The following is a 24,084-nucleotide window of genomic DNA, read 5'->3' on the forward strand; positions in this document are numbered from 1 at the left end:
ACCGTCGCGGCCGCGCGGCGTGCGGCACGCCGCATGATCAGCGCGGCAAGACCTTCCGGTAGATCACGAATCCGGTTTTTTCCGCGACGGTGTCGTAGAGCCGCATCGCCGTGCGATTCGTCTCGTGCGTCTGCCAGTACACGCGTTCGGCGCGCTGCGCCTGCGCGGCGTCGTACACGGCTTCGATCAACGCGCGGCCCACGCCCTTGCCGCGTTCGCGCTCGAGCGTGAAGAGATCCTGCAGATAGCAGGTCGGCCCGGCCAGCGTCGTGCTCCGGTGATACAGGAAATGCACGAGCCCGACGAGCCGGCCGTCGCGTTCCGCGACACGCGCATGCACGGGCTCGTAGCCGTCGAAGAAGCGCGACCACGTGAGCTGCGTGATCTCGCGCGGCAGCGCGGTATCGCCGAAGCGGCCGTAGAAGCGGTTGTAGCCGTCCCACAGCGGCAGCCAGTCGTCGAAATCGTCTTCGCGCACGGGGCGCACGGTCAGGCCGGTGTCGGTAGCGTTCATGGTCGCGAACCTTTCGAGGATGGATGGAATGAAGCGTTGCCGGCACGACCGGAAACGCGCGCAGACCTCTACGATAGAAAGTTCGTGGCACCATGTGTAGACCCATGACATCCACACATTCTGGAGCCACGATGGATTACGCGTTGCTGCTGTCGACCTTCGAGCGCGAAGCGGGGCCGCACGCGGCCACGCGGATGTCGCAGCAGCAGCGGCTGTACGCGTGCCTGCGCGACGCGATCCTGAGCGGCCGGATCGCCGAGGGAACGCGGCTTGCCGCATCGCGCACGCTGGCCGACGAGCTCGGCATCGCACGCAATTCGGTGCTGTACGCGTACGAGCGGCTCGCATCGGAAGGGTTCGTGACCGGCACGCGGCAGGGCACGGTGGTCGCCCGGATGGGGTTGCGCGGGTCGCAGGTCGCCGCCGCGGCGTCCGCCGGCGCTACGGCGGCGCTGTCGCGGCGCGTCGCGCAGGCCGAGCGCGCGACGAGCGGCCTCGACGAATCGCTGCCGTTCATGCCGGGCGTGCCGGCCGTCGACGCCTTCCCGCTCGCGCAGTGGCGGCGCTGCGTCGAGCGCGCATGGCGCTCGGCGGGGCCGGCGCAGCTCGGCTATCAGTCCGCGGAAGGCGACGCGGTGCTGCGCGACGCGATCGCCGGCTATCTGCGCGCGTCGCGCGGTGTGCGCTGCGACGCCGCGCAGGTGATCGTCACCGACGGCACGCAGGGCGCGCTCGACCTGTGCGCCCGCGCGCTGGCCGACGCGGGCGATGTCGCATGGATCGAGAATCCCGGCTACCACGGCGCGCGCAACGCGTTTCTCGCGGCCGACCTGCGCGTCGAGCCGATCGGTGTCGATGCGCAGGGGCTCGCGCCGCATCCGGACGACTGGCGCGATCGTCCGCCGAAGCTCGTCTACATCACGCCGTCGCACCAATATCCGCTCGGCGCGGTGATGAGCCTCGAACGGCGGCTCGCGCTCGTCGCGCAGGCGCGCGCTGCCGGCGCATGGATCGTCGAGGACGACTACGACAGCGAGTTCCGTCACCACGGCACGCCGCACGCGGCCGTGCAGGGGCTCGCCGACGACGCGCCGGTGATCTACCTCGGTACCTTCAGCAAGGTGATGTTTCCGGCGTTGCGGCTCGGCTTCATGGTCGTGCCGCCCGCGCTTGCGCAGCCGCTGCGCGACGCGGCGGGCGCACTGATGCTGCAGGGCCGCGCCGTCGAGCAGCGCGCGCTCGCGGATTTCATCGACGCCGGGCATTTCACGCGCCATCTGCGGCGCATGCGCCGCGTGTATGCCGAGCGGCGCGATGCACTGCACGACGCACTGGCGCGGCGGCTGAATACGCGGCTGACGGTGTCGGGCGGCGCGGGCGGCATGCATCTGTCCGCGCGGCTCGACGTGCCGGTGGCCGACACGGAACTGAGCCGCGTCGCGCAGGCGCACGGGCTGATCCTGCGGCCGCTGTCGTCGTTCTGCCTGCCGGGCACCGCGGCGGGTTACAACGGGCTCGTGCTCGGCTACGGCGGCGTGCCGGCCGAGCGGATGGACGGGCTCGCGCGGCGGATCGGCGAGATGATCGACTGTGTGCTGGCCGCGCGGTGACGGCCGTCGCGCCGTGTCGTCGCTACGTCGTTATGCCGTTACGCCGCTATGTCGCTAGGCCGTTACGCCGTTACGACGCTGTGTCTCCACGCCGCTACGTCGCTATGTCGCTATGTCGCTATGTCGCTATGTCGCCACGTCGCCACGTCGCCACGTCGCCACGTCGTTGCATCATTGCATCGGAGCGCGACGGTCCGCTGCTCCGCCTACCCGCGCATCGGCGGATTGAGCCGCGCGAACGCGTCCTGCCGGCGATACGGGAAGTGCGGATACGGCGCTTCGATCGCACTCGCCGCATCGAGCTTCGCGACTTGCGCATCGGTCAGCGACCAGCCGAGCGCACCGAGGTTCTGGCGCAACTGTTCCTCGTTGCGCGCGCCGATGATCACCGACGACACGGTCGGGCGTTGCAGCAGCCAGTTCAGCGCGATCTGCGGCACGGTCCTGCCGGTTTCCTCGGCGATCGCGTCGAGCGCGTCGACCACGTCGTACAGCCGTTCGTCGTCGACCGGCGGCCCGAAGCCGGCCGTATCGTGCAGGCGGCTGCGTTCGGGCAGCGGCGCGTGGCGGCGGATCTTGCCGGTGAGCCGGCCCCAGCCGAGCGGGCTCCACACCAGCGCGCCGAGGCCCTGGTCCGCGCCGAGCGGCATCAGGTCCCACTCGTAGTCGCGGCCGACGAGCGAGTAGTAGACCTGGTTCGCGACGTAGCGCGACCAGCCGTGCCGGTCGGCTAGCGCGAGCGATTTCATGATCTGCCAGCCCGCGAAATTCGACACGCCGATGTAGCGCAGCTTGCCCGCGCGCACCAGGTCGTCCAGCGTCGACATCACTTCCTCGACCGGCGTGGCCGCGTCGAACGCATGGAGCTGCAGCAGATCGATGTAGTCGGTATCGAGGCGGCGCAGCGCGTCGTCGACCGCGCGGATCAGCCGTGAGCGCGACGTGCCGGCGTCGTTCGGGCCATCGCCGGTCGGCAGGCCCGTCTTGGTCGAGATCAGCACCTGGTCGCGCCGGCCGTGGATCGCGGCGCCGAGCACGCGCTCGGATGCGCCGTCCGAGTACACGTCGGCGGTGTCGAACAGGTTGACACCGGCTTCGAGGCAGATGTCGACCAGGCGGCGCGCTTCGTCGACGTCCGTGTTGCCCCAGGCGCCGAACAACGGGCCGGTGCCGCCGAACGTGCCTGCGCCGAAGCTCAGCGCGGGAACCTTGAGGCCGGAGCGGCCGAGCGTGCGGTATTCCATGGCGGGTGTCCTTTCGTCGTCGAGGCCGGCGCGAGCGGGCGTCGGCAAGGTGAGCGTTCACTCTAGCGCTTGCGGTTCATCCGGATAATTGGGCAGACTTCGAAAATATCCTTCGGAGGAAGCGAAGAATGCTGCTCGACAACCTCGCGCTGTTCCTGCGCATCGTGGAGAAGGGCGGGCTGGCCGCGGCCGGCCGCGAGGTCGGCCTGTCGCCTGCCACGGTTTCCGAGCGGCTGACGGCGCTCGAGCGCCACTACGGCGCGGCGCTGCTCACGCGCACGACCCGCGCGATCAGCCTGACCGACGAGGGCCGCACGCTGGTCGCGGGCGCGCGGCGCCTGCTCGCCGAGGCCGACGAACTCGAAAGCCGCGTGCGGCTCGGCGCGCAGACGCTGTCGGGGCCCGTGCGGCTGAGCGCGCCGGCCGATCTCGGGCAGGCGCGCGTCGTGCCGGTGGTCGACGCGTTCCTGGCCGAGCACCCGGGCGTCACGGTCGACCTGCATCTCGGCGACGGCTACGTCGATCTCGTCGGGCAGGGGCTCGACTTCGCGATCCGTCGCGGCCAGCTCGCGGACAGCGCGCTGCGCAGCCGCTCGCTCGGCCGCTCGCGCCGCGTGGTGTGCGCCGCGCCTGCGTATCTCGCCGCGCACGGCACGCCGCGGCATCCGGCCGAGCTTGCCGCGCACGACTGCATCGTGATGCGCTTCGGCCAGGAGCTGTATGCCGAGTGGCCGTTCCGTATCGACGACGAACCGAAGCGCGTGACGGTGCGTGGCCGGCGCGTCGCCAACGACGGCGCGCTCGTGCGCGCGTGGTGCGTCGCGGGGCACGGGATTGCGCTGAAGTCGCTGCTCGACGTCGAGCAGGATCTGGCGTCCGGCGCGCTGGTCGAGATCCTTCGCGAATTCTCGCCGGGCGAAGTCGACCTGCAGATCGTCTATCCGGGCGGTGCGGTGCAGCCGCGGCGCGTGCGGGCGCTGATCGAACGACTGGCGCAGGCGTTGGCGGCGGGGTGAGCGCAACCGGATCGCGCCGCGGCGGACGCGGTTGCGCGTCAGCGTCCGACGCGATGACGCCAAATACGGCGTAGTAGCGGAACGGGGCCGCTTCCCCCGCGACAGCGAACGCAAGATCGCCCGCGAAGCGGGTTGTCCACGTTTCGTCATTTAGCTAATATTCAAAACGTCAAACGAGACCGGAACCATGGACGACGTCACCCGCATCAGCGCACTGGCCAATGAAAGCCGTCTGGCCGTGATGCGCTGGCTCAAGCAGCCGCGCAAGCATTTCCCGCCGCAGCCGCACGGCGACTTCGACGAGCTCGGCGTGTGCTGCACGTACATCACCGAGAAGCTCGGCATCGCGCCGGCGACGACCACGCGCCACATGCGGATCCTCGCGGATGCCGGGCTCGTGCGGGCGACGCGCGTCGGCAAGTTCACGTACTACAAGCGGATCGACGATGCGCTGCATCGGTTGGGCCGCGACCTCCTGCAACTCTGATCTTCACAGAGGCAATCGACATGGATGAACTCGCCCTGCTGGCCGATGCCGACCGGCGCGCGCAAGCGTATCTCGCCGCGACCGACGAACGGCGCGCCTATCCCGACGCCGCGGCGCTCGCGGGTCTTGCGGCCTTCGACGAGCCGCTGCCCGATGCGGGCCGCCCGGCCGACGACATGCTGCGCCTGCTCGACGACAAGGGCACGCCCGCGACCGTCGCATCGAACGGCCCGAACTACTTCGGCTTCGTGATCGGCGCGACGCTGCCGGCCGCGGCGGCCGCCGAGCGGCTGATGCTCGCGTGGGACCAGTGCGCGTCGTCGTTCGCGAATTCGCCGGTGGCCGCGACGATCGAGCGGCAGGCCGCGCGCTGGGTCGTCGACGTGCTCGGGCTGCCGGAAGGCAGCGCGGTCGGCTTCGGCACGAGCGCGACGGCCTGCACGCTGGTCGCGCTGGTGGCCGCGCGGCGTGCGCTGCTCGCGCGCAAGGGCTGGGACGTCGACGCGGACGGCCTGATCGGTGCACCCGAGGTGAAGGTCGTGCTCTCGGAGCTCGCGCATATCACGGTGAAGAAGGCGCTGCGCGTGCTCGGCTTCGGGATGAAGCGCCTGATCGTCGCGCCGGTCGACGCGCACGGCCGCATCGACCCCGCGCAATTGCCGCCGCTCGACGACATGACGATCCTCTGCGTGCAGGCCGGCGAAGTGAACACCGGCGAATTCGATCCGTTCGCGGCGCTGATTCCGCGCGCGAAGGCCGCCGGCGCGTGGGTGCACGTGGACGGCGCGTTCGGGCTGTGGGCGCGCGCGTCGTCGAAGCGCGCGCTGACCGACGGCATCGACGGCGCGGACAGCTGGACCACCGACGGCCACAAGTGGCTCAACACGCCGTACGACGGCGCGATGGTGATCTGCCGCGACGCGGCCGCGCTCGCGACCGCGATGAACAGCGATGCCGTCTACCTGAGCGGCGCGCAGGATGCGCAGAAGAACCTGAACCTCGAATTCTCGCGGCGTGCGCGCGGCATTCCGGTGTGGGCCGCGCTGCGTGCGCTCGGCCGCGCCGGCGTGGCGACGATGGTCGAGCGGCATTGCGCACAGGCCCAGCGCGTCGCGGACGGCCTGCGCGCGGCCGGCTACGACGTGCTGAACCGTGTCGTGCTGAACCAGGTGCTCGTGCGCGCCGGCACCGACGACGAGACGATCGCGATCCTTCAGGCCGCGCAGGATTCGGGCGACGTATGGTTCGGGCAGACCGTATGGCAGGGGCGGCCGGCGTTCCGGATCAGCGTGTCGTCGTGGCGCACGGAGGACGAGCACGTCGACCGTCTCGTCGCGTTGCTGACGACGCTGCGCGGCGTGCATGTGGGTTGAGCGGCGGCGGCGAATGCGTCGCGCGCGTGCCGCCGCCGCCGGCTATCCGTATCTGGAGATGTGCAGCTCGTCTGCGTGAAAATGTCGGACAATAACGCGGCATGCGCGCCGTGCCGGCCCGGGCGGCGCGCTCAACCGCAGCATTCACGCCGACGAGATCCCCATGTCCACGACACCTCCCCGGGAGCTGCTGAAAGCCGCCGACATCGCGAAGATGGAACCGACGCGCGCGGTGCATTCGCTCAATCCCAATGCCGTTCGCCTCAAACGACAGCTCAGCGACCTGACCGGCCTCACGCAGATCGGCGCGCACCTGCTCACCCTGATGCCCGGGCACGAATCGGCCGAGTATCACCGCCACCTGTACGAGGAAGAATGCGTGTACGTGCTGTCCGGCACCGGCTCGGTCACGATCGGCGAACGCACGTGCGAAATCGGGCCGGGCGATTTCCTCGGTTTTCCGCGCGGCGGCGACGCACACACGTTGCAGAACACCGGCGAGGTGCCGCTGGAACTGTTCATCCTCGGCCAGCGCCTCGAACACGACGTCTGCGAATACCCGAGAATCGGCAAGCGGCTTTATATCGCCGGCGAGCTCGAGGATTTCGTCGACCTGCCGAAACGGCCGTAGACGGCACGCATCCGCATCGGCCGTCGTCATGCTTATGATGCGGGAACGCCACTGACAGGATTCCACGCCATGGACGCGCCGCATCCGCCGATCAACGCCCCGATTTCCGAAACGGAACCTGAAACCGAAACCGTCGCCGAGCCGCGCGCGTCGCGCGTGCATCGGCCTGTCGCGCTCGTCACCGGATCGACGTCGGGAATCGGCGCGGCCATCGCGCGACGCCTGGCGGCGGACGGCTACGCGGTGATCCTCCATTCGCGCAGTTCCGCCGACACCGGTCGTGCGATGGCGCGCGAACTCGGCGCGACCTACGTGCAGGCCGATCTCGCCGACGATGCGGAGCGCGTGCGGTTGATTCGCGACGCGCTGGCGGTGCATGGCCGCCTCGACGTGCTGGTCAACAATGCGGGCGTCAGCCGCGTGATTCCGCACGACGATCTCGCCGCCGCGACGCCCGACGTGTGGCGCGAGATGCACGAGATCAACGTGATCGCGCCGTTTCGGCTCGTCGCCGAAGCGCAGCCCGCGCTGCTCGAGGCGGCGTCGGGCGGGCGTGCCGGGTGCGTCGTCAACGTCAGCTCGCACGCCGGCGTGCGGCCGAAGGGGGCGTCGATTCCCTATGCGGCGGCGAAGGCCGCGCTGAATCACACGACTCGCTTGCTGGCGCGTACGCTCGCGCCGGCGATTCGCGTCAATGCGGTGGCGCCGGGGCTCGTCGATACGCCGCTGACCGCGGACTGGACCGACGCGCAGCAGCTCTGGCGCGAGCGCGCGCCGATGCGCCGTGCGGCGACGCCGGACGACGTCGCGCAGATGGTTGCGATGCTCGTCGCGTCCGATTATGTGACGGGCGAGATCGTGATGCTCGACGGGGGAATGAACCTGACGTGACCGGTAAAGGCTCTCCAGGTCAGCCGAGGTTCGACCGCAGCCGCGCGAGCGCCTGATCGTGCGTGCGTTCGAACTTCAGCGGCGTGACCGCGATATAGCCTTCGCCGAGCGCGGCCGTTTCCGAATCCGCATCGTCGTCGCGCGGTGCGCGCGCCAGTTTCAGCCAGTGGTATTCGATGTCGCGCGGATCGCGCCCCGACACGATGTCGACGCCTTGCAGCGTGCCGGCGCCCTGGTTCGTCACCTTCAGGCCGCGCACGTCGTCGGCCGGCCGCGCCGGGAAATTCACGTTGAGGCAGGCGTCGCTGTCCCAGCCGGCCGCGACGAGCCGGCGAATCACGTCCGGTGCGTGCGTGAGCGCCGTATGCCACGGCACCGCGTTGCGATCGACGAACGCCTGGCTCAGCGCGATCGCCGGTACGCCGACCAGCATGCTCGTCATCGCGGCGCCGACCGTGCCGGAGAACACCGTTTCGGTGCCGAGGTTCGCGCCGCGATTGACGCCGGACAGCACGAAGTCGGGCCGCGCGTCCTTCATCAGGTGGCTGACCGCGATCGCGACGCAATCGCCCGGCGTGCCGCGCACTGCAAAACGGCGCTCGCCCTTGCGATGCACGCGCAGCGGTTCGTGCAGGCTCAGCGAATGCGACGTGCCGCTCTGGTCCTCCGCCGGCGCGACGATCCAGACTTCGCGCGCCAGTTGCGTGGCGACCTGTTCGAGCACTTCAAGGCCGGGGGCGTCGAATCCGTCGTCGTTGGTGAGCAGGACGCGGTCGAACAGCGGGCGGGTTTCTTGCATCGGGACGATCCTCGCAGGTAGGCAATGAGAGGGGAAAGGCATCGCGGGTACACCCGCAAGGCTAGCATCCCGTTGCGGCGCATGTTGTGTCGTGTCATGCCGCACCTCAGCGCACCGCACCCCGCACGCGGATGCGAAAACGGGCGCATCGCGCGCCCGTCTTCCGGTTCGATGTGCCGCCCGCGTGATCCGATTACCCGAGCAGATGCCGCAGCAGGCCGGCCGACACGACGCCGACGATCACGGTCGGCAGGATCGACAGGCGGGTCGCCGCGATCAGCGTGACGGCGAGCGCGAGCAGGTCGGCCGGGCGCGTCGACACGAAGGCCGGCGCGATTACCGAGATCAGCACGCAACCCGGCACGTTTTCCATCACCGATGCCATTCGCGGGCTCAGCGTGCGGTTGCGCAGCAGCACGTAGCCGAGCACGCGCGACAGGTAGGTGGTCGACGCCATCAGCACGATGGTCGCGACCGTCGCGAAATCAGGCAGCATCGCGCGGCTCCCACAGCAGCGCGGCGATCAGCCCCGCGCACGCCCCGGCCGCGACGTACCACGCGCCGGGCACGGCCAGGTGCGTGCCGGCTGCGACGACAAGGCTCACGAACCACGGGCGGCCCGCTCGCATGCCCTTCCACATTCCGCGCAGCAGCACCAGAAACACGGCCGTAAATGCCATGTCGAAGCCGTACTGCTCGACGTTGCCGATCGTCGGGCCGACCGCCGCGCCGAGCGTCGTCATCGAGATCCACGTCAGGTACAGCCCGGAACAGATGCCCGCGTAATAGGGGACACTGATGTGCGAGGCCGAGCGCGAGCGCGCGTCGGCGAGCGACATCGCCCAGCTTTCGTCGCACATGAAGAACAGCGCCGCGAACGCGCGGCGGCGCGGCAGGCGCCGGATGTATGGCGCGAACGCGGCACCCATCAGGATGTGCCGCGAATTCACGAGGAACGACATCGCGACGATCAGCGCGATATGCGGTGGCGACGTCCACAGATGGATCGCCGCGAATTCGGAGCCGCCGCCGAAGTTCAGGCCCGTCATCATCGGGACCTCGAGCAGGCTCAGCCCTTTTTGCGCGGCCTGTGCGCCGAGCACCAGCGCGAACGGCACGAAACCCAGCATGACGGGCAGCGCCGCGCGCAATCCGCGGCCCATCTCGGCGACATAGGCGGGCTTGTCGCGAAGCCCGGACGACGTTGAAACGCTACTGCTCATTACTCCTCCTTCGGGGGAGTAGGATTGTCTGCTTTTTTGACTCGAATCGGGTTGCGTTGCGGACCAATATTCCTGAGAATTTGGCATTGAACGAGTGATTTGCGATTTTTTTGGAATTTGATGCCAATGAAGCTGGATGCTATCGACCGGCGGATCCTGAGCGCGCTGCAGCGTGACGGCCGCATGCAGAACGTGGAACTCGCGCACGAGGTCGGGCTGTCGCCGTCGCCGTGCCTGCGGCGCGTGCGGCTGCTCGAGGAAGCGGGCGTGATCGAGAAATACGTGGCCGTGCTGAACCCGGCGAAGGTCGGCAAGGGGCTGACGATCTTCACTCGCGTGTGGCTGAAAGGGCAGGACGCGGAATCCGTGAACCGCTTCGCCGAGGCTGTCCAGCAGATGCCGGAAGTGGTCGAATGCCACCTGATGGCCGGCGACTGCGATTTCCTGCTGCGCGTGGTGGCCGCCGACATCGACGACTACCGGCGCTTCCAGATGGAATACCTGACGCGCATCCCGGGCGTGCTGAGCGTCAAGACCGACATTCCGATGCAGAAGGTCAAGCTCACGTCGGCGCTGCCGACGTAACGCGGGCGGTTGCATGACGACGATTCGGCAAATCGTCACCGGTCGGTGACATTCGGCCGATACACTGGCGGGACGAGCCGCATCGCCGCGCACCGGCTGCATCACGGTGCGGCTTCGATGCGCAAGCAACTAACGGTCAACCGCGAGGCAATCGACGAACACGCGCGCCGTGCGCGATGCGATCCGCCGGGCGGTGCGTCTTTCTTGTCGAGCCATTCATGCAGCCATTCAACAATCCGTGGAATTCGCTGGAAATCGTCAAGCTCGTGCTCGGCGTGCTGACGCCGCGTGTGATACAGGTCGTCGTGTTCGAGCGCGTGCGGACGCGGGCCGACGACGGACATCTCGCCGCGCAGCACGTTGATGAACTGCGGCATTTCGTCGAGGCTCGTGCGGCGCAGGAACGCGCCGATGCGGGTCACGCGTGGATCGTTGGGCGTCGCTTGCCGCACGCCGCCGTCCGTGTCGACATGCATGTGCATCGTGCGGAACTTGTAGATCGCGAACGCCTTGCCGTTCGCGCCCTTGCGCAGCTGGCGGAACAGCACGGGGCCGGGCGAAGACAGCCGGACGGCCAGCGCGATCGCGAGCAGCAGCGGCGCCGTGCCGACCAGCACCGCCGCCGCGAACAACCGATCGAAAATCGCTTTCTGAAGCAGCGCGCGGGGCGACAGCGGAGAGGCGACAAGGTTGATCGCCGGTGCACCGACCAGGTCGACCATCGCGCCGTCGAACATCGCGAGCTGGCTGACGTCGGGTACGAGGCGGACGTCGACGAGGTCGTGCCGGAATGTATCGAGCACGCGAACGATGGCGCTGGTTTCAGTGATCGGCAGCGCGATCCAGACTTCCGGGATCGCATGCGCCCGCACGTGCGCGGCGAACGCGTCGAGCGTGGAAAAGGCTTCGATGCCGTTCGCGCCGGGTTGTGCGGAGCGGTCCGGATCGAGCACGGCTGCCGCGCGATAGCGCGCCGACGGCGATTGCGCGATCCGTTCGAGCACGGCGACGCAATGTGCACCGCCGCCGACGATCGCGACTGGCCTGGTGCGTTCGCCCACGTGGACGATCCGTTCGACTGTCGCGCATACGGCGAGCCGAAACGCGACGAGTGCGATGCCGCTTGCCGCCGCCCAGAGCAGGAATCCGCTCGGCGGCACCGGCAACGCGCCGCGCATCGCGAACATGACGATTGCCGAGCCGGCGAGCGCGAGCAGCCATGCCACGACGGTAAGGAATACGATGCGATGGGTCGCGCGATCGCGCGGTATGCGCGCCACGCCGAACGCCGGGAACAGGATCATCGCGAATACCGCCGTGCTCGCGACGATCGCCACGTTGTCGGACGGATCGATGCCGTCGCCGGGAGAAAACCAGGCTGCCGCCGCGGCGCCGAGCGCGATCAGCGTGATGTCGACGATGCGCGTGAGGAAGCCATGGATCGCCGACGGAGCGGCGGCGCGTTGCTGTTCGAGTGCCGTGTGCATATACCTTCGCTACCGATGTATTCGATGCGGCGTCCGTCGCCTCGCGCAGGACGCAACGAGCCGTACCGCGCCGGGATAAATCCGGGCGGTGCCGTTGCTTCCGTTTCACGGGAGTGGTTGACGAGGGGAAGGGACGCTGCCTGCCTTAGAGGTCGATCGCGTGCATCGCATTGGCCGGATTCTTGATACGGACGGGTCCGTGCCGGGGAGGGCGATGCGTTGGATTCGACTCAACCCATGGCAATTTTGGGTAACCTGGGATGCGATTTAAATGGGACGTGTATTAAATGCGGTCGGCAGCAATTGATACATGTACTAATGCGATGTGAGGGCGTTTCGCGATGCGTGCATTGCGAACGACCGGGCATCGATCGCACGGGTTGTCGGCGCCGTGTTTGCGCGAGCATGCCGGCATGCTCGATGCATGGACGATATGCGGTGCCGCGATGGGCCTACATGCTTGGCGGGCGGTGGGATGTGTCGCGAGCGCTTCGGCGTCTTCGAATGACGGACGACGTGATTTGCCGTCGAGATGGCCGGCGATTTTCGCGGAGGAGGGTTTGAGTCAGGACATCAAATCGTGAAAATGACGGGGGGCGAGGCCGTCATCGATCGCGTTGAACGCGGGCACGGGTGTCCCGGCCGGTGCGGGCGGGACGGCGATCCTGCATACACCCGCGCTCATTGGCGAGATGCATGTGCGTGCCGCGCATCGACGCGCGGCATCATTGCCCCGGCCGTCGCTCAGCCCTTCGCGACGACGTCGATGCGCAGCGCTTCGCCGCCGGCGACGATCGCGAGCAGGCGATCGACGTTCGGGTGTGCGCCGGGGCGGTTGCGCGCATCGGCGGTGTGCTCGGCGAACACGGCCAGGCCATGCTCGGCAGCCTTCGCGTCAAGCGTGCCGAATGCCTGCTTCAGGTAGTGGTACACGGCGAGCGAACCCTGTTTGCCGGGCTGGTTCTCGATGGTGGCGACCACGTCGCCGTTCGCGCCGACGAGATCGATGCGTGCGATGCCGTCGATGGCCGGCAATTGCGCGAGGTTGTCCTTGAATACTGGGGTAGCTTGAATCACTGAAAACACTCCGTCGGTTCGGTCATGGGCCAATGAGGGTGGCCGGCCGTATCTTATCCGATCGGCTGTGGCGTACCGGCCGGCGCGGCCGCGTCGCGCGAGCGCTCGATGTCGGGGCTGCGATACGCGCGCTCGGGAATCTCGGCGAGCCGCGACGCGTGTACCTGATGCGGCGCGAGTCCATAGAACTTCTGGAAGCTCATGATCAGCGGCGACCATTTGTCGGGATCGATGCGGTCCGGATGGCCGTCCATCAGCAGGTCGGGGTGCACGTGCACGCGCTGGATGCGCAGCTCGAACAGCGTGATCTTGCCGCGCAGGTCGGGTGTTTCGTCTGCGAGGCCGTGCGCGGCCGCGACGACCGCTTCCAGGTGAACCGGGCATTCGAGCGCGCGCGGCGGCGACACGGTTTGCGATGCCGCCTCGGTAAGCCCGGCCGTGCCGAACTTGTCGGGTTCGTAAACATAACCCTTGGCCCGTTTCCCGTCGGGCACCGGACAGGAGCCTGTCGTGCGCGCGATCCGGTCCACCGCGTGCGCCTGCGCCGGCGACGGCAGGTTCAGCACGCATTCGCCGGTGTGCAGCAGGTTGCGGGTGGTCTGCGAGCTGGCGGCGATGCCGATCACGGCGCGCCAGCCGAGCCAGAATGCAGACGAGATCGGCGCGAGATTGGCCGTGCCGTCCAGGTTCAGCGTGCTGACCAGCACGACGGGCGTGCCGAAATAGAGGATGTTCGGTTCGGTGACGCGATGCGGAGCGTTCATGGTCGGGGTCTTCGTTTCGTTGACGGATCAGTCCGCATGCTGATCCCGTCGCGGCCGCGCGGCGCTCCGATTCTTGTCGTGTCATCCGGAGGGGCGGCGCGACGGAGGAACGGGAATTGCGCGTCGTGCGCAGGCGGCGCACGGAAGGCGTCGGCCATTGCGACGGCGGGTTTGCGCGTCCGCGCGCCGGCATCCCGCCGGCTTTTCCGCTACAGTAGGACATCGCCGATCGCACCCGCCGACCCGGCGCGATCACGTTCCAGAATCGCACATGAGGGCACCGATGCACACCCCGCAACGCTATTCCGAAGAAGCGCCCACGCGCGCGGAAGTCGACGCACTCGCCGGCGCGACCGTCATCGAATTCGGCGCGAACTGGTGCGGGATCTGCGCGGGCGCGCAACCCGCGATCGTGGCGTCGTTCGCGGCGCACCCCGCCGTGCGCCACCTGAAGATCGAGGACGGCCCGGGCCGCCCGCTCGGCCGTTCGTTCCGCGTGAAGCTGTGGCCGACCCTGGTGTTCCTGCGCGACGGCGTCGAGGTCGCACGCGTCGTGCGCCCCGCCGATGCACGGCAGATCGAAGCCGACGGCTTCGCCGCGCTGGCCTGAAGGCATCGCCATGCAACAGGCCATCACGCACATCGCCATCGACACGCGCGGCAGCGGCCTCGTCGAATTCACGCCGCAGGTGCGCGCGTTCGTCGACCAGCAGTCGATTCGCACCGGCCTGCTCACCGTGTTCTGCCGCCATACGTCCGCATCGCTGCTGATCCAGGAGAACGCGGATCCGTCGGTGCAGCGCGATCTCGAACGCTACTTCGCGACGCTCGCGCCCGAGGACGACACGCGTTACGAGCACGACACCGAAGGCGCCGACGACATGCCCGCCCATTTGCGTACGGCACTCACGCAGGTGCAGCTGTCGATCCCGGTCGAGCACGGACGCATGGTGCTCGGCACGTGGCAGGGCATCTATCTGTTCGAGCATCGTCGCGCCCCGCATCGTCGCGATATCGTGCTGCATCTGATCGGCGAGTAGGCGCGGAACCGCGCCACGGGCGGTCAGAGGGTCCGCCCGTCACGCGTCGCGGCCACGCTCAGCCGAGCAGCTTCTCGACGAGCGCGCCAAGTTCGCGCAGGTGAACAGGCTTCGGCAGGAATTCGTCGAACACCCGCTGGTTCTCGCGCAGCGCGGCCGATTCATATGCGCTGACACCGACAATGGACGGAAACTTTCCGTCGTCGTCCGGTTGCGCGACCATCCGCATGCGGTGCGCGACTTCGAAGCCGCTCAGGTCCGGCAACTCGAGATCGAGCACGACGAGGTCGTAATGCGTGTCGCCGAAACGGGCGACGCCTTCCTGGCCGGTGCCGCACAGATCGGCGTCGAGGCCGAGCGCCGACAGCATCGCGCCGAGCGTTTCGCGCGCGTTGTCGTTGTCGTCGACCACGAGCGCGCGGCGGTTGCGGTGCGTGGCGGCGGCCGGCCACGCCGGCGCGTCGCCGGCCGTTTCGCCGGCATCCGGCACCTCGGCAGGCAGCGTCACGACGAACTCGCTGCCCTCGCCGACGACGCTGCGCACGTCCACGTGGCCGCGCAGCGTCGTCACGATCTCGCGCACGACGGCGAGCCCCATCCCGATGCCGTCCACATGCAGGCCGACCGCGTCATTCGCGCGGTAGAACGGCTCGAAGATCTTCGACAGGTGCTGCTTCGCGATGCCGGCGCCCGTGTCCCGCACGACGAGTTTCAACTGCCGGCCGGCCGGTGCGTCGACGAGCATGACCGATACGTCGATCGATCCGTCGACGGTGTATTTCACCGAATTCTCGATCAGGTTCGACAACACCTGACGCAACAGCTTGCGATCGGAGCGGATCGCGAGGTCGCGAGGCTCGACGCGCTGTGCGACGGCGATCCGCTTGGTCGCGATCTTCTCGCGCAGCGGATCGAGCACCTCGGCGAGCAGCGACGCCATGTCGACCGTTTCGGTTTCCGCGAGGCGCTTGGTCGAGCGCAGCTTGATGTAGTCGGTCAGGTCCTTGACCAGCGCTTCGAGCGACGACGCGGAATTCTGCAGCCGCCGGATCGTCTTCAGGTTCGCGTCGGATTGCGGCCGCGCGAGCAGGATCTCGATCGATCCGCAGATCGCCTGCAGCGGGGTGCGCAGTTCATGGCTGACCATCCCGAGGAACGCGTTCTTCGCCTCGATCATCTCGAACGCGCGATCGGATGCCTTGCGCTCCGCATCGAGCGCCGCGTCCTGTCGTTCGAGCAGGTCTTCGCGCGTGCGCATCGTATAGAACAGCAGCAGGAACAGCGCGCACAGGATCACGCCGAGGATGATGCCGAGCGACAGGATCGCCCGCTGCTTTTCCTTCAGCTGATGGAACGTGAAGTCGCGCTGCGCCATCTCGATCGCGCGGAAGTAGTTCGCGAGGCCGTTGACCTTCGGCCAGTACGCGTTGACGTCGTCGATCACGTGTGGCGCATCGTTCCGCGCATCGCGCAGCAGCGGCACGTCGTGCTTCAGGCGCGCCATGAATGCGCCGAGCACCGCGATTTCGGCACGCGCGCGCGGGATGCGCAGCCAGTATTCGGACACTTCGGACGGCCGCTGCAGGAACCCGAACGACACCGACAGGCTGTCGAGCTGCATTTGAACGTGGTCGAAGTCGTCGTCCACGTGCGTCGAGTAGAGGATCAGTTGCCGGTCGAAGCGCGCATACGCGTTCCGGTATTGCGCGGCGGTCCAGAACACGCCTTCGCGCGGCCCCTCGAGCACACCCTCGTTGACCGACGTCGCGAGCAGGTCCCACAGCAGGAATGCCCACGCGGCGAATCCCAGGATCCACAGCGATCCCAGGACCAGGATGATTTTTCTGTTCTTCCACCGCCCGCGCATCATGCCGCGCGCTTACTTCACGGTCAGGCCGATGATCTGCCACGCGAACTTGGCTTCGCCGAGCGGCGTCTTCAGCTCGTCGGGGTACTGGTCGCGCGGATACATGATCCACAGCGGGCCGTAGTTGTCGTTGCCGAGCACCTTGCCGTTCATCGTGCGCGCGAGGATCACGCCGTACTTGTCGGCATCGGACACGGGGATCGTGAACGTGTATTCGTCGATGCAGCGGAACTCGATCTGCGTGCCGTGCGCGTCGACGGTCTTCAGCACGTCGGACAGGCGCGGGCCGGTGAAGGTCGCCTTCGGCGTCCAGCTCGTCGACGTGACGATCGTGTGCTGCGGCAGCGCCATCAGCGCCTGCTCGGTAAAGACGAACACCGTCTTGCCGGGCTGGTTGCTGCGGCCGATCTTGCCGTCGACGGTGAACGTGAACGACGCGGCCCAGCTCGCGGCGGCGATGCCGAGCAGGCCGGCGGTGAGCAGGCTCTTGATCCAGATGGTCGAAATTCGCATGTCGGTCCCTTCGTTCGTGTGCGCGTGGTGATGGGTTTTCGGGGGGCTCTCAATTCGCGGCGGCGACCGCGGCCGGCGCCGGCTGCGTGAGCTTCAGTTCGCGGGCGACTTCGGCGAACAGGATCGGCAGGCGCACCGGCTTCTCCTCGCAGCGCGCGTTGTAGTGCGACACGATGTGCGCGATTTCGTCCTCGCTCGCCTCGCCGGTGGAGATCTTGCCGGTCAGCAGGAAGATCGGCGCGCCGCCGTTTTCGCTCGACCGGATGCCGCGCACGAGCTCGGCCGCGGTCTCGTCGCCGAGCATCCAGTCGAGGATGTAGGCGTCGAAATCCTCGAGCTCCAGCGCCTTGCGGAACGACGCGCCGTCGTAGTACGGAATCGCGTTCACGCCTTTTTCGAGGAAGTATTCGCATACGGTTTCGGCGACGTCCTGCGAATCGTCGACCACCGCGATCCGCGCCGCGTAGACGGTCGGCTGGCTCGAGCGCAGTTCGATCACGTCGACCGGATAGAGGCGGCCTTCGCGCGCGTGCTGGCGTTCGGTGACGATCCATTCTCCCTGCCACTGCAGCGCGACGAAATCCGTGTCGATCTGGCTGCTGGCCTTCGCCGAGATCGCCGCACGGCAGCGAAAGCGGCGCGACTCGATCACGAGCGTCGCATCGATCATCTCGGCGGCGGCCGGTTGCGTGCCCTTGTCGTCGAGCAGGATCGCGGGCGGCACGCCGAAGTGCGTCGCGATGTCCTGCAACTGCGACAGGTTCCACGGGATCAGGCCTTTCATCTTGCGCGTGACGACCGAGAAACTGAGGCCGAGCACGTTCGCGATCGTGGTGTTGTGACTGCGCGGCGGAATGCCGTTGCGCGTCAACAGATCGTGCACCTTGGTGGCGGTGATGAGATCGACGTTGGCCTGCTCGCTATTGGGCATCTCGATGGGGTCTCCTGGGTTTGAGCGACGAAGAGCATATTCAAAAGTGACGCAATACGCAAACTTTGAAAATGCGAATCACCTTGACATGCCATTTTTCTCCATTATTATTGCTCACCGCGTCACTATTGTTTGCCGCGTCAGGTTTGGGGGCCGGTGTCGACACATTCGGCCCGGCGAAACGCGGCAGCCAGCGCGTGACTGAACTATTCGAAGAGAGCCACAGAGAGCCTGAGAGAGCCTTGGACTGCGCGTCGGCGTGGGTGAATTGTATTCGCCTCGCCGCGCGCAAGCCGGGTACGCGCCCGCGCGGGCGGGATAGCGCGAAGCAGTGCGGCGCAAATAAAACATGAGGAAAGTGGAAACGGTTCGCCGTTTGCCGGCGCCGCGGCTGCTGCTGTCGGCCGCGTGCGCGCAGGGGCCGTCCGTCATTGGCAGCACGATGTCGTGGATCCACGTGAAGGACCAGACGCAGTCGTCGACCTTCACGTACCGGTCGGTCGCGATTCAGCTCGGATCGAGGCGGCTTTCCAGTGGGAATCGACAGGAGGCGGCCCACCCGCGAGGCAGTGCCGACCTCACGCAAGCCTCGCCGGTCTGCTGCGTCGCCAGATCAGCCTTCCCGAAAAATCCCGCTATACGCGCTCAACGCCGGTACCCCGCCAAGGTGCGCATACAGCACCTTCGACCCTGGCTCGAATTCCCCGCGCCGCACCTTGTCGATCATTCCGTGCATCGATTTCCCTTCATAGACGGGATCGGTCAGCACGCCTTCCAGTCGCGCACACAGACGAATCGCGTCCAGCGTGCCATCGTTCGGCAGTCCGTATTCCGGCCCGGCATAGCGCGTGTCTAGCACGACGTCCTTCTCTTCGATATCGCGCCCCAGGCCGACCAGTTCGGCCGTATGCCGCGCGATGCGCGTGATCTGTTCGCGCGTCTGCTCCGGCTTCGCCGACGCGTCGATGCCGATCACGCGATCCGCGCGCCCGTCGGCCGCGAAGCCGACGACCATCCCCGCCTGCGTGCTGCCCGTGACCGAGCAGACCACGATGTAATCGAACTTGAAGCCAAGCTGTGCTTCCTGCTCGCGCACTTCTTCCGCGAAGCCGACGAACCCGAGTCCGCCGAGCGGATGCTCGGAACACCCGGCCGGAATCGGATACGGCTTGCCGCCCGCCTGCCGCACGCTCTCCATCGCTTCTTCCCAGCTGCGGCGAATGCCGATGTCGAAACCGTCGGCGACGAGCCGCACATCGGCGCCCATCATTCGCGACAGCTGGATGTTTCCGACGCGGTCGTACACCGGATCCTCGTAGTTGACCCAGTGCTCCTGCACGAGCACGCACTTCATCCCGAGATGCGCGGCGACGGCCGCGACCTGGCGTGTCTGGTTCGACTGCACACCGCCGATCGACACGAGCGTGTCGGCGCCTTGCGCAAGCGCGTCGGGGATCAGGTATTCGAGCTTGCGCGTCTTGTTGCCGCCGAACGCGAGGCCGCTGTTGCAGTCCTCGCGCTTCGCGTACAGCTCGACCTTGCCGCCGAGATGCGCGCTCAGGCGCTTGAGCGGCTGGATCGGCGTCGGGCCGAACGTGAGCGGATAACGGGGGAAACGTTGCAGGTTCATCGACAGTCTCCGAAAGACGGTGGGCAGGAAATCGGATCGGTCGCGTGCGGCCGGTGCGCCGTGTCCCGATGCAAAGATGATAGGCAGGACGCCGGGAAATGAGCTTGCGAAATAAATGATGAACGCCTACGTTATCGATGTAGAAAAGCAGAGGCAGATAATTTTGGTTCGCAGAATCAATCGGAGACGCAATGAAATTAGATCGCAGCAGCGCCGCCCCCGCCGATGCCGCGCCGGCGCTCGATCGCATCGACCGCGCGATCCTGCGGCAGCTGCAGCAGGACGCGTCGATCTCGAACGTGAGCCTCGCCGCGAAGGTGAAGCTGAGCGCGCCGGCATGCCTGCGGCGCGTCGAGCGGCTGAAGGAGATGGGGTTGATCCGCGGCATCGTCGCGTTGCTCGATCCGAAGCCGCTCGGTGCCGGGATGCTGGTCGTGATCGGCTTCGTGCTCGATCGTTCGACGCCGGAGGCGTTCGCCGAATTCGAGAAGGCTGCCCAGAAGGTGTCAGGGTGCGTCGAGTGCCACGTGGTGACCGGCGAATTCGACTACTTCATGCTGGTCCGCACGCGCGACAACGAGAGCTTCAATCGCTTGCACGCCGAACAGCTGCTGTACCTGCCCGGCGTGCGGCAGGTGCGCTCGTTCATGGTGCTCAAGGAGATTTTGTCGACGCATGCGCTGCCGGTTTAGTGCAGCGGGATGTGGATGGCCGCGCATGCTGCGTTAGCGGCAAGCGGGAGAAGCGAAGTGAGTACGACCGGCACGCGGACCTCGCCGGTGACGCCGCATAACCAAGGGCCAATCTTCACGTGATCAAACAGAGGGGCAGGCATAGCTTTCCTTGCCGGCGTAACGAATCGACTCCTATCGCTTGCGCTGTCTGGGGTCGATGCCGTTTTGCTCGAGTAGCTTTCGCAGTCGTGCGTTATCGCCCCACAACGTTGCGAACGCGATCACTATCATCAGGGTGGGAAACCATTCGCCGGTCGCGGCGATGATGGTCCATCCTACGGCGGTGCAAATCAGCGCCGTGACGATGAGGAGCAAATGATCCACAATCCACTTCATCGTGTACTCCGGATTGCAGTGTTTGCCTTCAACCCGAGATAACTATGCGGGCCGGGCGCGAGAACTTCAGGATGCCGCAGGATTTGCGCCATGATCAATGGATGAACCGCAAGGCGATGGCGCGCGCCCCATTGCGCAACCGCCAAGGACAGGTCGGTTCCCCGTTTGCCGATGCCGCATGCCGACGCAGCATCTGTCGCGACCATCAGGCTACCAATGACCGCGCCCAGATAGACGCTGCCGAGGATCACCCCAACGACGGTTGCTACTTCGAGTTTCGTGGTCGCGCCAAACAATTCCGCGACCGTCGCATCCGGACCTAGTGTCTTGAGCGCGCCCATCATCGTGCTGACACTCGCCACCGCGGTTTGCAGGGTCGCAAACAGCGTTGTGGGAACGGGCATATGCAGCGCGGTCATGTTTGCTTGAAACGCTTCGGAAAAGCTCGAACATCTCGGTGTTGGCACGGGCAATTCTCCTGACGAATGGACTTATTCTACCTATTCGTCTTCGCCCGCCATCTCGAAAATGGGCGCTACATGGCGCGCTCAGCGTTGCCACGGCGCCGCGCCCGGCTGCTGCCGCACCGTCTTGCCGAGCCGTTCGCGCGCAGTATCCAGCGCCGCCGCATCGAGTTCCCCGTCATTAGCCAGCGCCTTCAGCGCGGCGAGCACGATGCTCGCGCGATCGACTTCGAAGAACGCGCGCAGCGCGTCGCGCGTGTCGCTGCGGCCGAACCCGTCGGTGCCGAGCGTCACGTAGCGGCGCTGCACGTACGCGCGGATCAGCTCGGGCACCGCACGCACGTAATCGGTCGCGGCGATTACCGGGCCCTGCGTTCCATCAAGCATCCGCGTGACATACGACGATGCCGATCCGTCGCCGAGCCGAGACAGCCGTTCGGCTTCCATCCCGTCGCGCTGCAACTCGCTGAAACTCGTGACGCTCCACACGGCTGCATCGATATTCCAGTCGTCCTTCAGCATCCGCTGCGCGGTGAGCACTTCGCCGAGAATCGCGCCCGCGCCGAACAACTGCACGCGCGCGGTCGCGTTCACTGCGGACGGCAGCCGATGCATGCCCTTCAGGATGCCTTCGCGTCGTGCGGCCGGATCGTCGTCGGGCATCGACGGCTGCGCATAGTTCTCGTTCATGACGGTCACGTAATAGAACACGTCACGCTGCTGTTCGACCATCTCGCGCATGCCGGCATCGATGATCGTTGCGACTTCGTACGCGAACGCCGGGTCGTAAGCGCGGCAGTTCGGAATCGTCGACGCCGTGAGATGGCTGCTGCCGTCCTGGTGCTGCAGGCCCTCGCCGCCGAGCGTCGTACGGCCCGACGTCGCGCCGACGAGGAAGCCGCGCGAGCGCTGGTCGGCAGCGGCCCAGATCAGGTCGCCGATGCGCTGGAAACCGAACATCGAGTAGTAGATGTAGAACGGCAGCATTGGCAGGTCGTGCACGCTGTACGCGGTCGCGGCGGCGATCCACGACGACACCGCGCCGGCTTCCGAAATCCCTTCCTCGAGAATCTGGCCGCGCGTGTCCTCGCGGTAATAGAGCATCGAGCCGAGATCCTCCGGTTCGTAGCGCTGTCCGAGCGGCGAGTAGATGCCGACCTGCCGGAACAGGCTCGCCATGCCGAACGTGCGCGCCTCGTCGGCCACGATCGGCACCACGCGCGGACCGATGTCGCGATCCTTGATCAACGCGGCGAGCATGCGCACGAGCGCCATCGTCGTCGACATCTCGCGGCCGGCCGCCTCCAGCGCGAACGCACCCCAGGCCGGCATCGAAGGGACGGTCAGCCCCTTCGATGCCGCCATCCGCCTTCTGGGCAGATAGCCTCCCAGGGCAGCCCGGCGTGCATGCAGGTAACGCATTTCCGGGCTGTCTTCCGCTGGTTTGTAAAACTTCAACTGCTCGACGTCGCCGTCCGACAGCGGCAACCGGAAACGGTCGCGGAACGCCTTCAGGTCGTCGACGTCGAGCTTCTTCTGCTGGTGAGTGGTCATCCGCCCCTGGCCGGCCGTGCCCATTCCATAACCCTTCATCGTCTTCGCGAGGATCACGGTCGGCTGGCCGCGATGGGCGAGCGCGCGCGCATACGCGGCGTGCAGCTTGCGCGCATCGTGGCCGCCGCGGCGCAGGCGGTCGATTTCCGCATCGGTGAGCTGGGCGGCCAGCGCTTCGAGCGCCGGGTCGCCGCTGAAGAAGCGCGCGCGGTTGTACGCGCCGTCGTTCGCGGAGAAGGTCTGGAACTGGCCGTCGACGGTGTCGGCGAACGCGCGCGCGAGGGCGCCCGCGTGATCGCGCGCGAACAGCGGATCCCAGTCGGAGCCCCACAGCACCTTGATCGTGTTCCAGCCGGCGCCGGCGAACAGCGCTTCGAGCTCGTCGATCACGCGGCCGTTGCCGCGCACCGGGCCGTCGAGCCGCTGCAGGTTGCAGTTGATCACGAACACGAGGTTGTCGAGCCCTTCGCGCGCGGCGAGCGACAGCGCGCCGAGCGATTCGGGCTCGTCCATCTCGCCGTCGCCGAAGAAGCCCCACACGGTGCGGCCGGCGGTGTTCGCGAGCCCGCGATGCTGCAGGTAGCGCATGAAGCGCGCCTGGTAGATCGCGTTGATCGGACCGATGCCCATCGAGCCGGTCGGGAACTGCCAGAAATCCGGCATCAGCCACGGGTGCGGATACGAACACAGCCCGGGCCCGGCGATTTCACGACGGTAGTGCTTCAGGTGATCTTCAGTGAGGAAGCCTTCGAGATACGCGCGCGCATACACGCCCGGCGACGAATGCGGCTGGAAGTACACGAGGTCGCCGCCCGGGCCGCTTTCATGGCCTGCGTCGACCGGCGCCGCACGGAAGAAATGGTTGAAGCCGACTTCGAACAGGTCCGACGCCGACGCGTAGCTCGCGATGTGGCCGCCGAGTTCGCCGTATGCGCGGTTCGCGCGCACGACCATCGCGAGCGCGTTCCAGCGCAGCGCGGCGGACAGCCGTTCCTCGAGCTCGGCGTCGCCCGGATACGGCGGCTGTTCGTGCGCGGCGATCGTGTTCAGGTACGGCGTGACGGGGCCGCGCGGCGCCGCGAGCCCGCGGGTGTGCGCATGCGCGGCGAGCCGGCCGAGCAGGTACTGCGCGCGTTCCTTGCCGACGTGCGCGACGACGGCGTCGAGCGCTTCCAGCCATTCGGCGGTTTCTTCCGGGTCGGCGTCGGCGTGAGCCGCGCCCGCGCGCCGTGTGGCGTCGATTCCGTTCGACAGGTCCGTCATCGCAGGTCTCCCCGCGCGCCGGTTCGGAGCGGCGCGCAATCAGTGGCAATC

General features: G+C 67.2%; 25 protein-coding genes. 10 read left to right on the plus strand and 15 right to left on the minus strand.

Features of this window, described 5'->3' with window-relative positions; genetic code table 11:
* Positions 1-37: 37 nt before the first annotated feature.
* A complete protein-coding gene (locus tag DIE17_RS20080) occupies positions 38-514 on the minus strand; it encodes a GNAT family N-acetyltransferase (RefSeq protein WP_124487073.1) in 477 nt (158 codons plus the stop codon).
* 131 nt (positions 515-645) lie between these two features.
* On the opposite strand from DIE17_RS20080, the gene DIE17_RS20085 reads away from it, so the two are divergent.
* Positions 646-2,124: a PLP-dependent aminotransferase family protein gene (locus DIE17_RS20085; RefSeq protein ID WP_124487072.1), complete on the plus strand. Its 1,479-nt coding sequence runs from the start codon at positions 646-648 to the stop codon at positions 2,122-2,124.
* Between the two features lie 206 nt (positions 2,125-2,330).
* Here the strand turns inward: DIE17_RS20085 and DIE17_RS20090 are convergent, their stop codons facing one another.
* Entirely contained in the window at positions 2,331-3,368 is a 1,038-nt protein-coding gene (locus DIE17_RS20090) for an aldo/keto reductase (protein WP_124487071.1), read from the minus strand.
* A 128-nt stretch (positions 3,369-3,496) separates the two neighbouring features.
* On the opposite strand from DIE17_RS20090, the gene DIE17_RS20095 reads away from it, so the two are divergent.
* The 5 genes from DIE17_RS20095 (at position 3,497) to DIE17_RS20115 (ending at position 7,766) form a co-directional block, all read left to right on the plus strand.
* Complete coding sequence (locus DIE17_RS20095) at positions 3,497-4,384, plus strand: LysR family transcriptional regulator (protein ID WP_124487070.1); 888 nt, start codon at positions 3,497-3,499, stop codon at positions 4,382-4,384.
* Positions 4,385-4,571: 187 nt separating this feature from the next.
* Complete coding sequence (locus DIE17_RS20100) at positions 4,572-4,871, plus strand: ArsR/SmtB family transcription factor (protein ID WP_040139054.1); 300 nt, start codon at positions 4,572-4,574, stop codon at positions 4,869-4,871.
* Positions 4,872-4,891: 20 nt separating this feature from the next.
* Positions 4,892-6,244 carry a pyridoxal-dependent decarboxylase gene (locus DIE17_RS20105; RefSeq protein WP_124487069.1) on the plus strand — a complete coding sequence of 451 codons (1,353 nt, stop codon included), beginning with the start codon at positions 4,892-4,894 and terminating at the stop codon, positions 6,242-6,244.
* A 163-nt stretch (positions 6,245-6,407) separates the two neighbouring features.
* A complete protein-coding gene (locus DIE17_RS20110; protein WP_044845430.1) occupies positions 6,408-6,875 on the plus strand; it encodes a cupin domain-containing protein in 468 nt (155 codons plus the stop codon).
* Positions 6,876-6,944: 69 nt separating this feature from the next.
* Entirely contained in the window at positions 6,945-7,766 is an 822-nt protein-coding gene (locus tag DIE17_RS20115; RefSeq protein ID WP_124487068.1) for an SDR family NAD(P)-dependent oxidoreductase, read from the plus strand.
* A 19-nt stretch (positions 7,767-7,785) separates the two neighbouring features.
* Here the strand turns inward: DIE17_RS20115 and surE are convergent, their stop codons facing one another.
* The 3 genes from surE to DIE17_RS20130 form a co-directional block, all read right to left on the minus strand.
* Positions 7,786-8,565, minus strand: a complete 780-nt coding sequence (gene surE, locus DIE17_RS20120; RefSeq protein ID WP_124487067.1) for a 5'/3'-nucleotidase SurE — start codon at positions 8,563-8,565, stop codon at positions 7,786-7,788.
* Between the two features lie 193 nt (positions 8,566-8,758).
* Positions 8,759-9,061 (minus strand): AzlD family protein, encoded by a 303-nt coding sequence (locus tag DIE17_RS20125; protein ID WP_162999222.1) that lies wholly within the window; start codon positions 9,059-9,061, stop codon positions 8,759-8,761.
* Complete coding sequence (locus tag DIE17_RS20130; RefSeq protein WP_124487066.1) at positions 9,051-9,788, minus strand: AzlC family ABC transporter permease; 738 nt, start codon at positions 9,786-9,788, stop codon at positions 9,051-9,053. Before DIE17_RS20130 ends, DIE17_RS20125 begins: the two co-directional genes overlap by 11 nt.
* Before the next feature lie 126 nt (positions 9,789-9,914).
* Between DIE17_RS20130 and DIE17_RS20135 the strand changes: the two genes are divergently transcribed.
* Entirely contained in the window at positions 9,915-10,373 is a 459-nt protein-coding gene (locus tag DIE17_RS20135) for an Lrp/AsnC family transcriptional regulator (protein ID WP_006486309.1), read from the plus strand.
* A gap of 101 nt (positions 10,374-10,474) precedes the next feature.
* Here DIE17_RS20135 and DIE17_RS20140 read toward each other — a convergent pair whose 3' ends face one another.
* The 3 genes from DIE17_RS20140 to DIE17_RS20150 form a co-directional block, all read right to left on the minus strand.
* On the minus strand, positions 10,475-11,860 hold the full coding sequence (locus DIE17_RS20140) for an exopolysaccharide biosynthesis polyprenyl glycosylphosphotransferase (RefSeq protein WP_260427291.1): 1,386 nt from the start codon (positions 11,858-11,860) through the stop codon (positions 10,475-10,477).
* Positions 11,861-12,604: 744 nt separating this feature from the next.
* Positions 12,605-12,937, minus strand: a complete 333-nt coding sequence (locus DIE17_RS20145) for a DUF2322 family protein (protein ID WP_124487065.1) — start codon at positions 12,935-12,937, stop codon at positions 12,605-12,607.
* A 53-nt stretch (positions 12,938-12,990) separates the two neighbouring features.
* A complete protein-coding gene (locus DIE17_RS20150; protein WP_124487064.1) occupies positions 12,991-13,701 on the minus strand; it encodes a flavin reductase family protein in 711 nt (236 codons plus the stop codon).
* A gap of 283 nt (positions 13,702-13,984) precedes the next feature.
* Between DIE17_RS20150 and DIE17_RS20155 the strand changes: the two genes are divergently transcribed.
* Together DIE17_RS20155 and DIE17_RS20160 are read left to right on the plus strand one after the other, a co-directional pair.
* A complete protein-coding gene (locus DIE17_RS20155; protein ID WP_124487063.1) occupies positions 13,985-14,311 on the plus strand; it encodes a thioredoxin family protein in 327 nt (108 codons plus the stop codon).
* A gap of 10 nt (positions 14,312-14,321) precedes the next feature.
* On the plus strand, positions 14,322-14,741 hold the full coding sequence (locus DIE17_RS20160) for a secondary thiamine-phosphate synthase enzyme YjbQ (protein ID WP_124487062.1): 420 nt from the start codon (positions 14,322-14,324) through the stop codon (positions 14,739-14,741).
* Between the two features lie 58 nt (positions 14,742-14,799).
* Here the strand turns inward: DIE17_RS20160 and atsR are convergent, their stop codons facing one another.
* The 4 genes from atsR to DIE17_RS20180 all read right to left on the minus strand — a co-directional run bounded on the left by atsR (position 14,800) and on the right by DIE17_RS20180 (position 19,682).
* A complete protein-coding gene (gene atsR / locus DIE17_RS20165; protein WP_124487061.1) occupies positions 14,800-16,611 on the minus strand; it encodes a hybrid sensor histidine kinase/response regulator AtsR in 1,812 nt (603 codons plus the stop codon).
* 9 nt (positions 16,612-16,620) lie between these two features.
* Positions 16,621-17,121 carry a molybdopterin-dependent oxidoreductase gene (locus DIE17_RS20170; protein WP_124487060.1) on the minus strand — a complete coding sequence of 167 codons (501 nt, stop codon included), beginning with the start codon at positions 17,119-17,121 and terminating at the stop codon, positions 16,621-16,623.
* Positions 17,122-17,170: 49 nt separating this feature from the next.
* Positions 17,171-18,052: a helix-turn-helix domain-containing protein gene (locus tag DIE17_RS20175; RefSeq protein WP_124487059.1), complete on the minus strand. Its 882-nt coding sequence runs from the start codon at positions 18,050-18,052 to the stop codon at positions 17,171-17,173.
* 613 nt (positions 18,053-18,665) lie between these two features.
* On the minus strand, positions 18,666-19,682 hold the full coding sequence (locus tag DIE17_RS20180) for a 1-aminocyclopropane-1-carboxylate deaminase (protein WP_124487058.1): 1,017 nt from the start codon (positions 19,680-19,682) through the stop codon (positions 18,666-18,668).
* A gap of 191 nt (positions 19,683-19,873) precedes the next feature.
* Here DIE17_RS20180 and DIE17_RS20185 point away from each other — a divergent pair, with 191 nt between their 5' ends.
* Complete coding sequence (locus tag DIE17_RS20185) at positions 19,874-20,374, plus strand: Lrp/AsnC family transcriptional regulator (RefSeq protein WP_124487057.1); 501 nt, start codon at positions 19,874-19,876, stop codon at positions 20,372-20,374.
* Between the two features lie 174 nt (positions 20,375-20,548).
* Here DIE17_RS20185 and DIE17_RS20190 read toward each other — a convergent pair whose 3' ends face one another.
* The 3 genes from DIE17_RS20190 to mdeB form a co-directional block, all read right to left on the minus strand.
* Positions 20,549-20,752: a hypothetical protein gene (locus DIE17_RS20190; RefSeq protein WP_124487056.1), complete on the minus strand. Its 204-nt coding sequence runs from the start codon at positions 20,750-20,752 to the stop codon at positions 20,549-20,551.
* Entirely contained in the window at positions 20,749-21,171 is a 423-nt protein-coding gene (locus DIE17_RS20195) for a hypothetical protein (RefSeq protein ID WP_124487055.1), read from the minus strand. The genes DIE17_RS20190 and DIE17_RS20195 overlap by 4 nt, the downstream gene beginning before the upstream one ends.
* A 129-nt stretch (positions 21,172-21,300) precedes the next feature.
* The gene (mdeB, locus tag DIE17_RS20200) at positions 21,301-24,033 is read right to left on the minus strand and encodes an alpha-ketoglutarate dehydrogenase (RefSeq protein ID WP_124487054.1); all 2,733 of its coding nucleotides are present in this window, start codon (positions 24,031-24,033) and stop codon (positions 21,301-21,303) included.
* Between the last annotated feature and the right edge of the window lie 51 nt (positions 24,034-24,084).

Source organism: Burkholderia sp. Bp9099, from assembly GCF_003857805.1.
Lineage (GTDB): Bacteria > Pseudomonadota > Gammaproteobacteria > Burkholderiales > Burkholderiaceae > Burkholderia.

Coding starts and splice junctions, on each gene's coding strand:
- DIE17_RS20080 (WP_124487073.1), bottom strand. CDS start 514: ATGAACGCTACCGACACCGGCCTGACCGTGCGCCCCGTGCGCGAAGAC.
- DIE17_RS20085 (WP_124487072.1), top strand. CDS start 646: ATGGATTACGCGTTGCTGCTGTCGACCTTCGAGCGCGAAGCGGGGCCG.
- DIE17_RS20090 (WP_124487071.1), bottom strand. CDS start 3,368: ATGGAATACCGCACGCTCGGCCGCTCCGGCCTCAAGGTTCCCGCGCTG.
- DIE17_RS20095 (WP_124487070.1), top strand. CDS start 3,497: ATGCTGCTCGACAACCTCGCGCTGTTCCTGCGCATCGTGGAGAAGGGC.
- DIE17_RS20100 (WP_040139054.1), top strand. CDS start 4,572: ATGGACGACGTCACCCGCATCAGCGCACTGGCCAATGAAAGCCGTCTG.
- DIE17_RS20105 (WP_124487069.1), top strand. CDS start 4,892: ATGGATGAACTCGCCCTGCTGGCCGATGCCGACCGGCGCGCGCAAGCG.
- DIE17_RS20110 (WP_044845430.1), top strand. CDS start 6,408: ATGTCCACGACACCTCCCCGGGAGCTGCTGAAAGCCGCCGACATCGCG.
- DIE17_RS20115 (WP_124487068.1), top strand. CDS start 6,945: ATGGACGCGCCGCATCCGCCGATCAACGCCCCGATTTCCGAAACGGAA.
- surE (WP_124487067.1), bottom strand. CDS start 8,565: ATGCAAGAAACCCGCCCGCTGTTCGACCGCGTCCTGCTCACCAACGAC.
- DIE17_RS20125 (WP_162999222.1), bottom strand. CDS start 9,061: ATGCTGCCTGATTTCGCGACGGTCGCGACCATCGTGCTGATGGCGTCG.
- DIE17_RS20130 (WP_124487066.1), bottom strand. CDS start 9,788: ATGAGCAGTAGCGTTTCAACGTCGTCCGGGCTTCGCGACAAGCCCGCC.
- DIE17_RS20135 (WP_006486309.1), top strand. CDS start 9,915: ATGAAGCTGGATGCTATCGACCGGCGGATCCTGAGCGCGCTGCAGCGT.
- DIE17_RS20140 (WP_260427291.1), bottom strand. CDS start 11,860: ATGCACACGGCACTCGAACAGCAACGCGCCGCCGCTCCGTCGGCGATC.
- DIE17_RS20150 (WP_124487064.1), bottom strand. CDS start 13,701: ATGAACGCTCCGCATCGCGTCACCGAACCGAACATCCTCTATTTCGGC.
- DIE17_RS20155 (WP_124487063.1), top strand. CDS start 13,985: ATGCACACCCCGCAACGCTATTCCGAAGAAGCGCCCACGCGCGCGGAA.
- DIE17_RS20160 (WP_124487062.1), top strand. CDS start 14,322: ATGCAACAGGCCATCACGCACATCGCCATCGACACGCGCGGCAGCGGC.
- atsR (WP_124487061.1), bottom strand. CDS start 16,611: ATGATGCGCGGGCGGTGGAAGAACAGAAAAATCATCCTGGTCCTGGGA.
- DIE17_RS20170 (WP_124487060.1), bottom strand. CDS start 17,121: ATGCGAATTTCGACCATCTGGATCAAGAGCCTGCTCACCGCCGGCCTG.
- DIE17_RS20175 (WP_124487059.1), bottom strand. CDS start 18,052: ATGCCCAATAGCGAGCAGGCCAACGTCGATCTCATCACCGCCACCAAG.
- DIE17_RS20180 (WP_124487058.1), bottom strand. CDS start 19,682: ATGAACCTGCAACGTTTCCCCCGTTATCCGCTCACGTTCGGCCCGACG.
- DIE17_RS20185 (WP_124487057.1), top strand. CDS start 19,874: ATGAAATTAGATCGCAGCAGCGCCGCCCCCGCCGATGCCGCGCCGGCG.
- DIE17_RS20190 (WP_124487056.1), bottom strand. CDS start 20,752: ATGAAGTGGATTGTGGATCATTTGCTCCTCATCGTCACGGCGCTGATT.
- DIE17_RS20195 (WP_124487055.1), bottom strand. CDS start 21,171: ATGACCGCGCTGCATATGCCCGTTCCCACAACGCTGTTTGCGACCCTG.
- mdeB (WP_124487054.1), bottom strand. CDS start 24,033: ATGACGGACCTGTCGAACGGAATCGACGCCACACGGCGCGCGGGCGCG.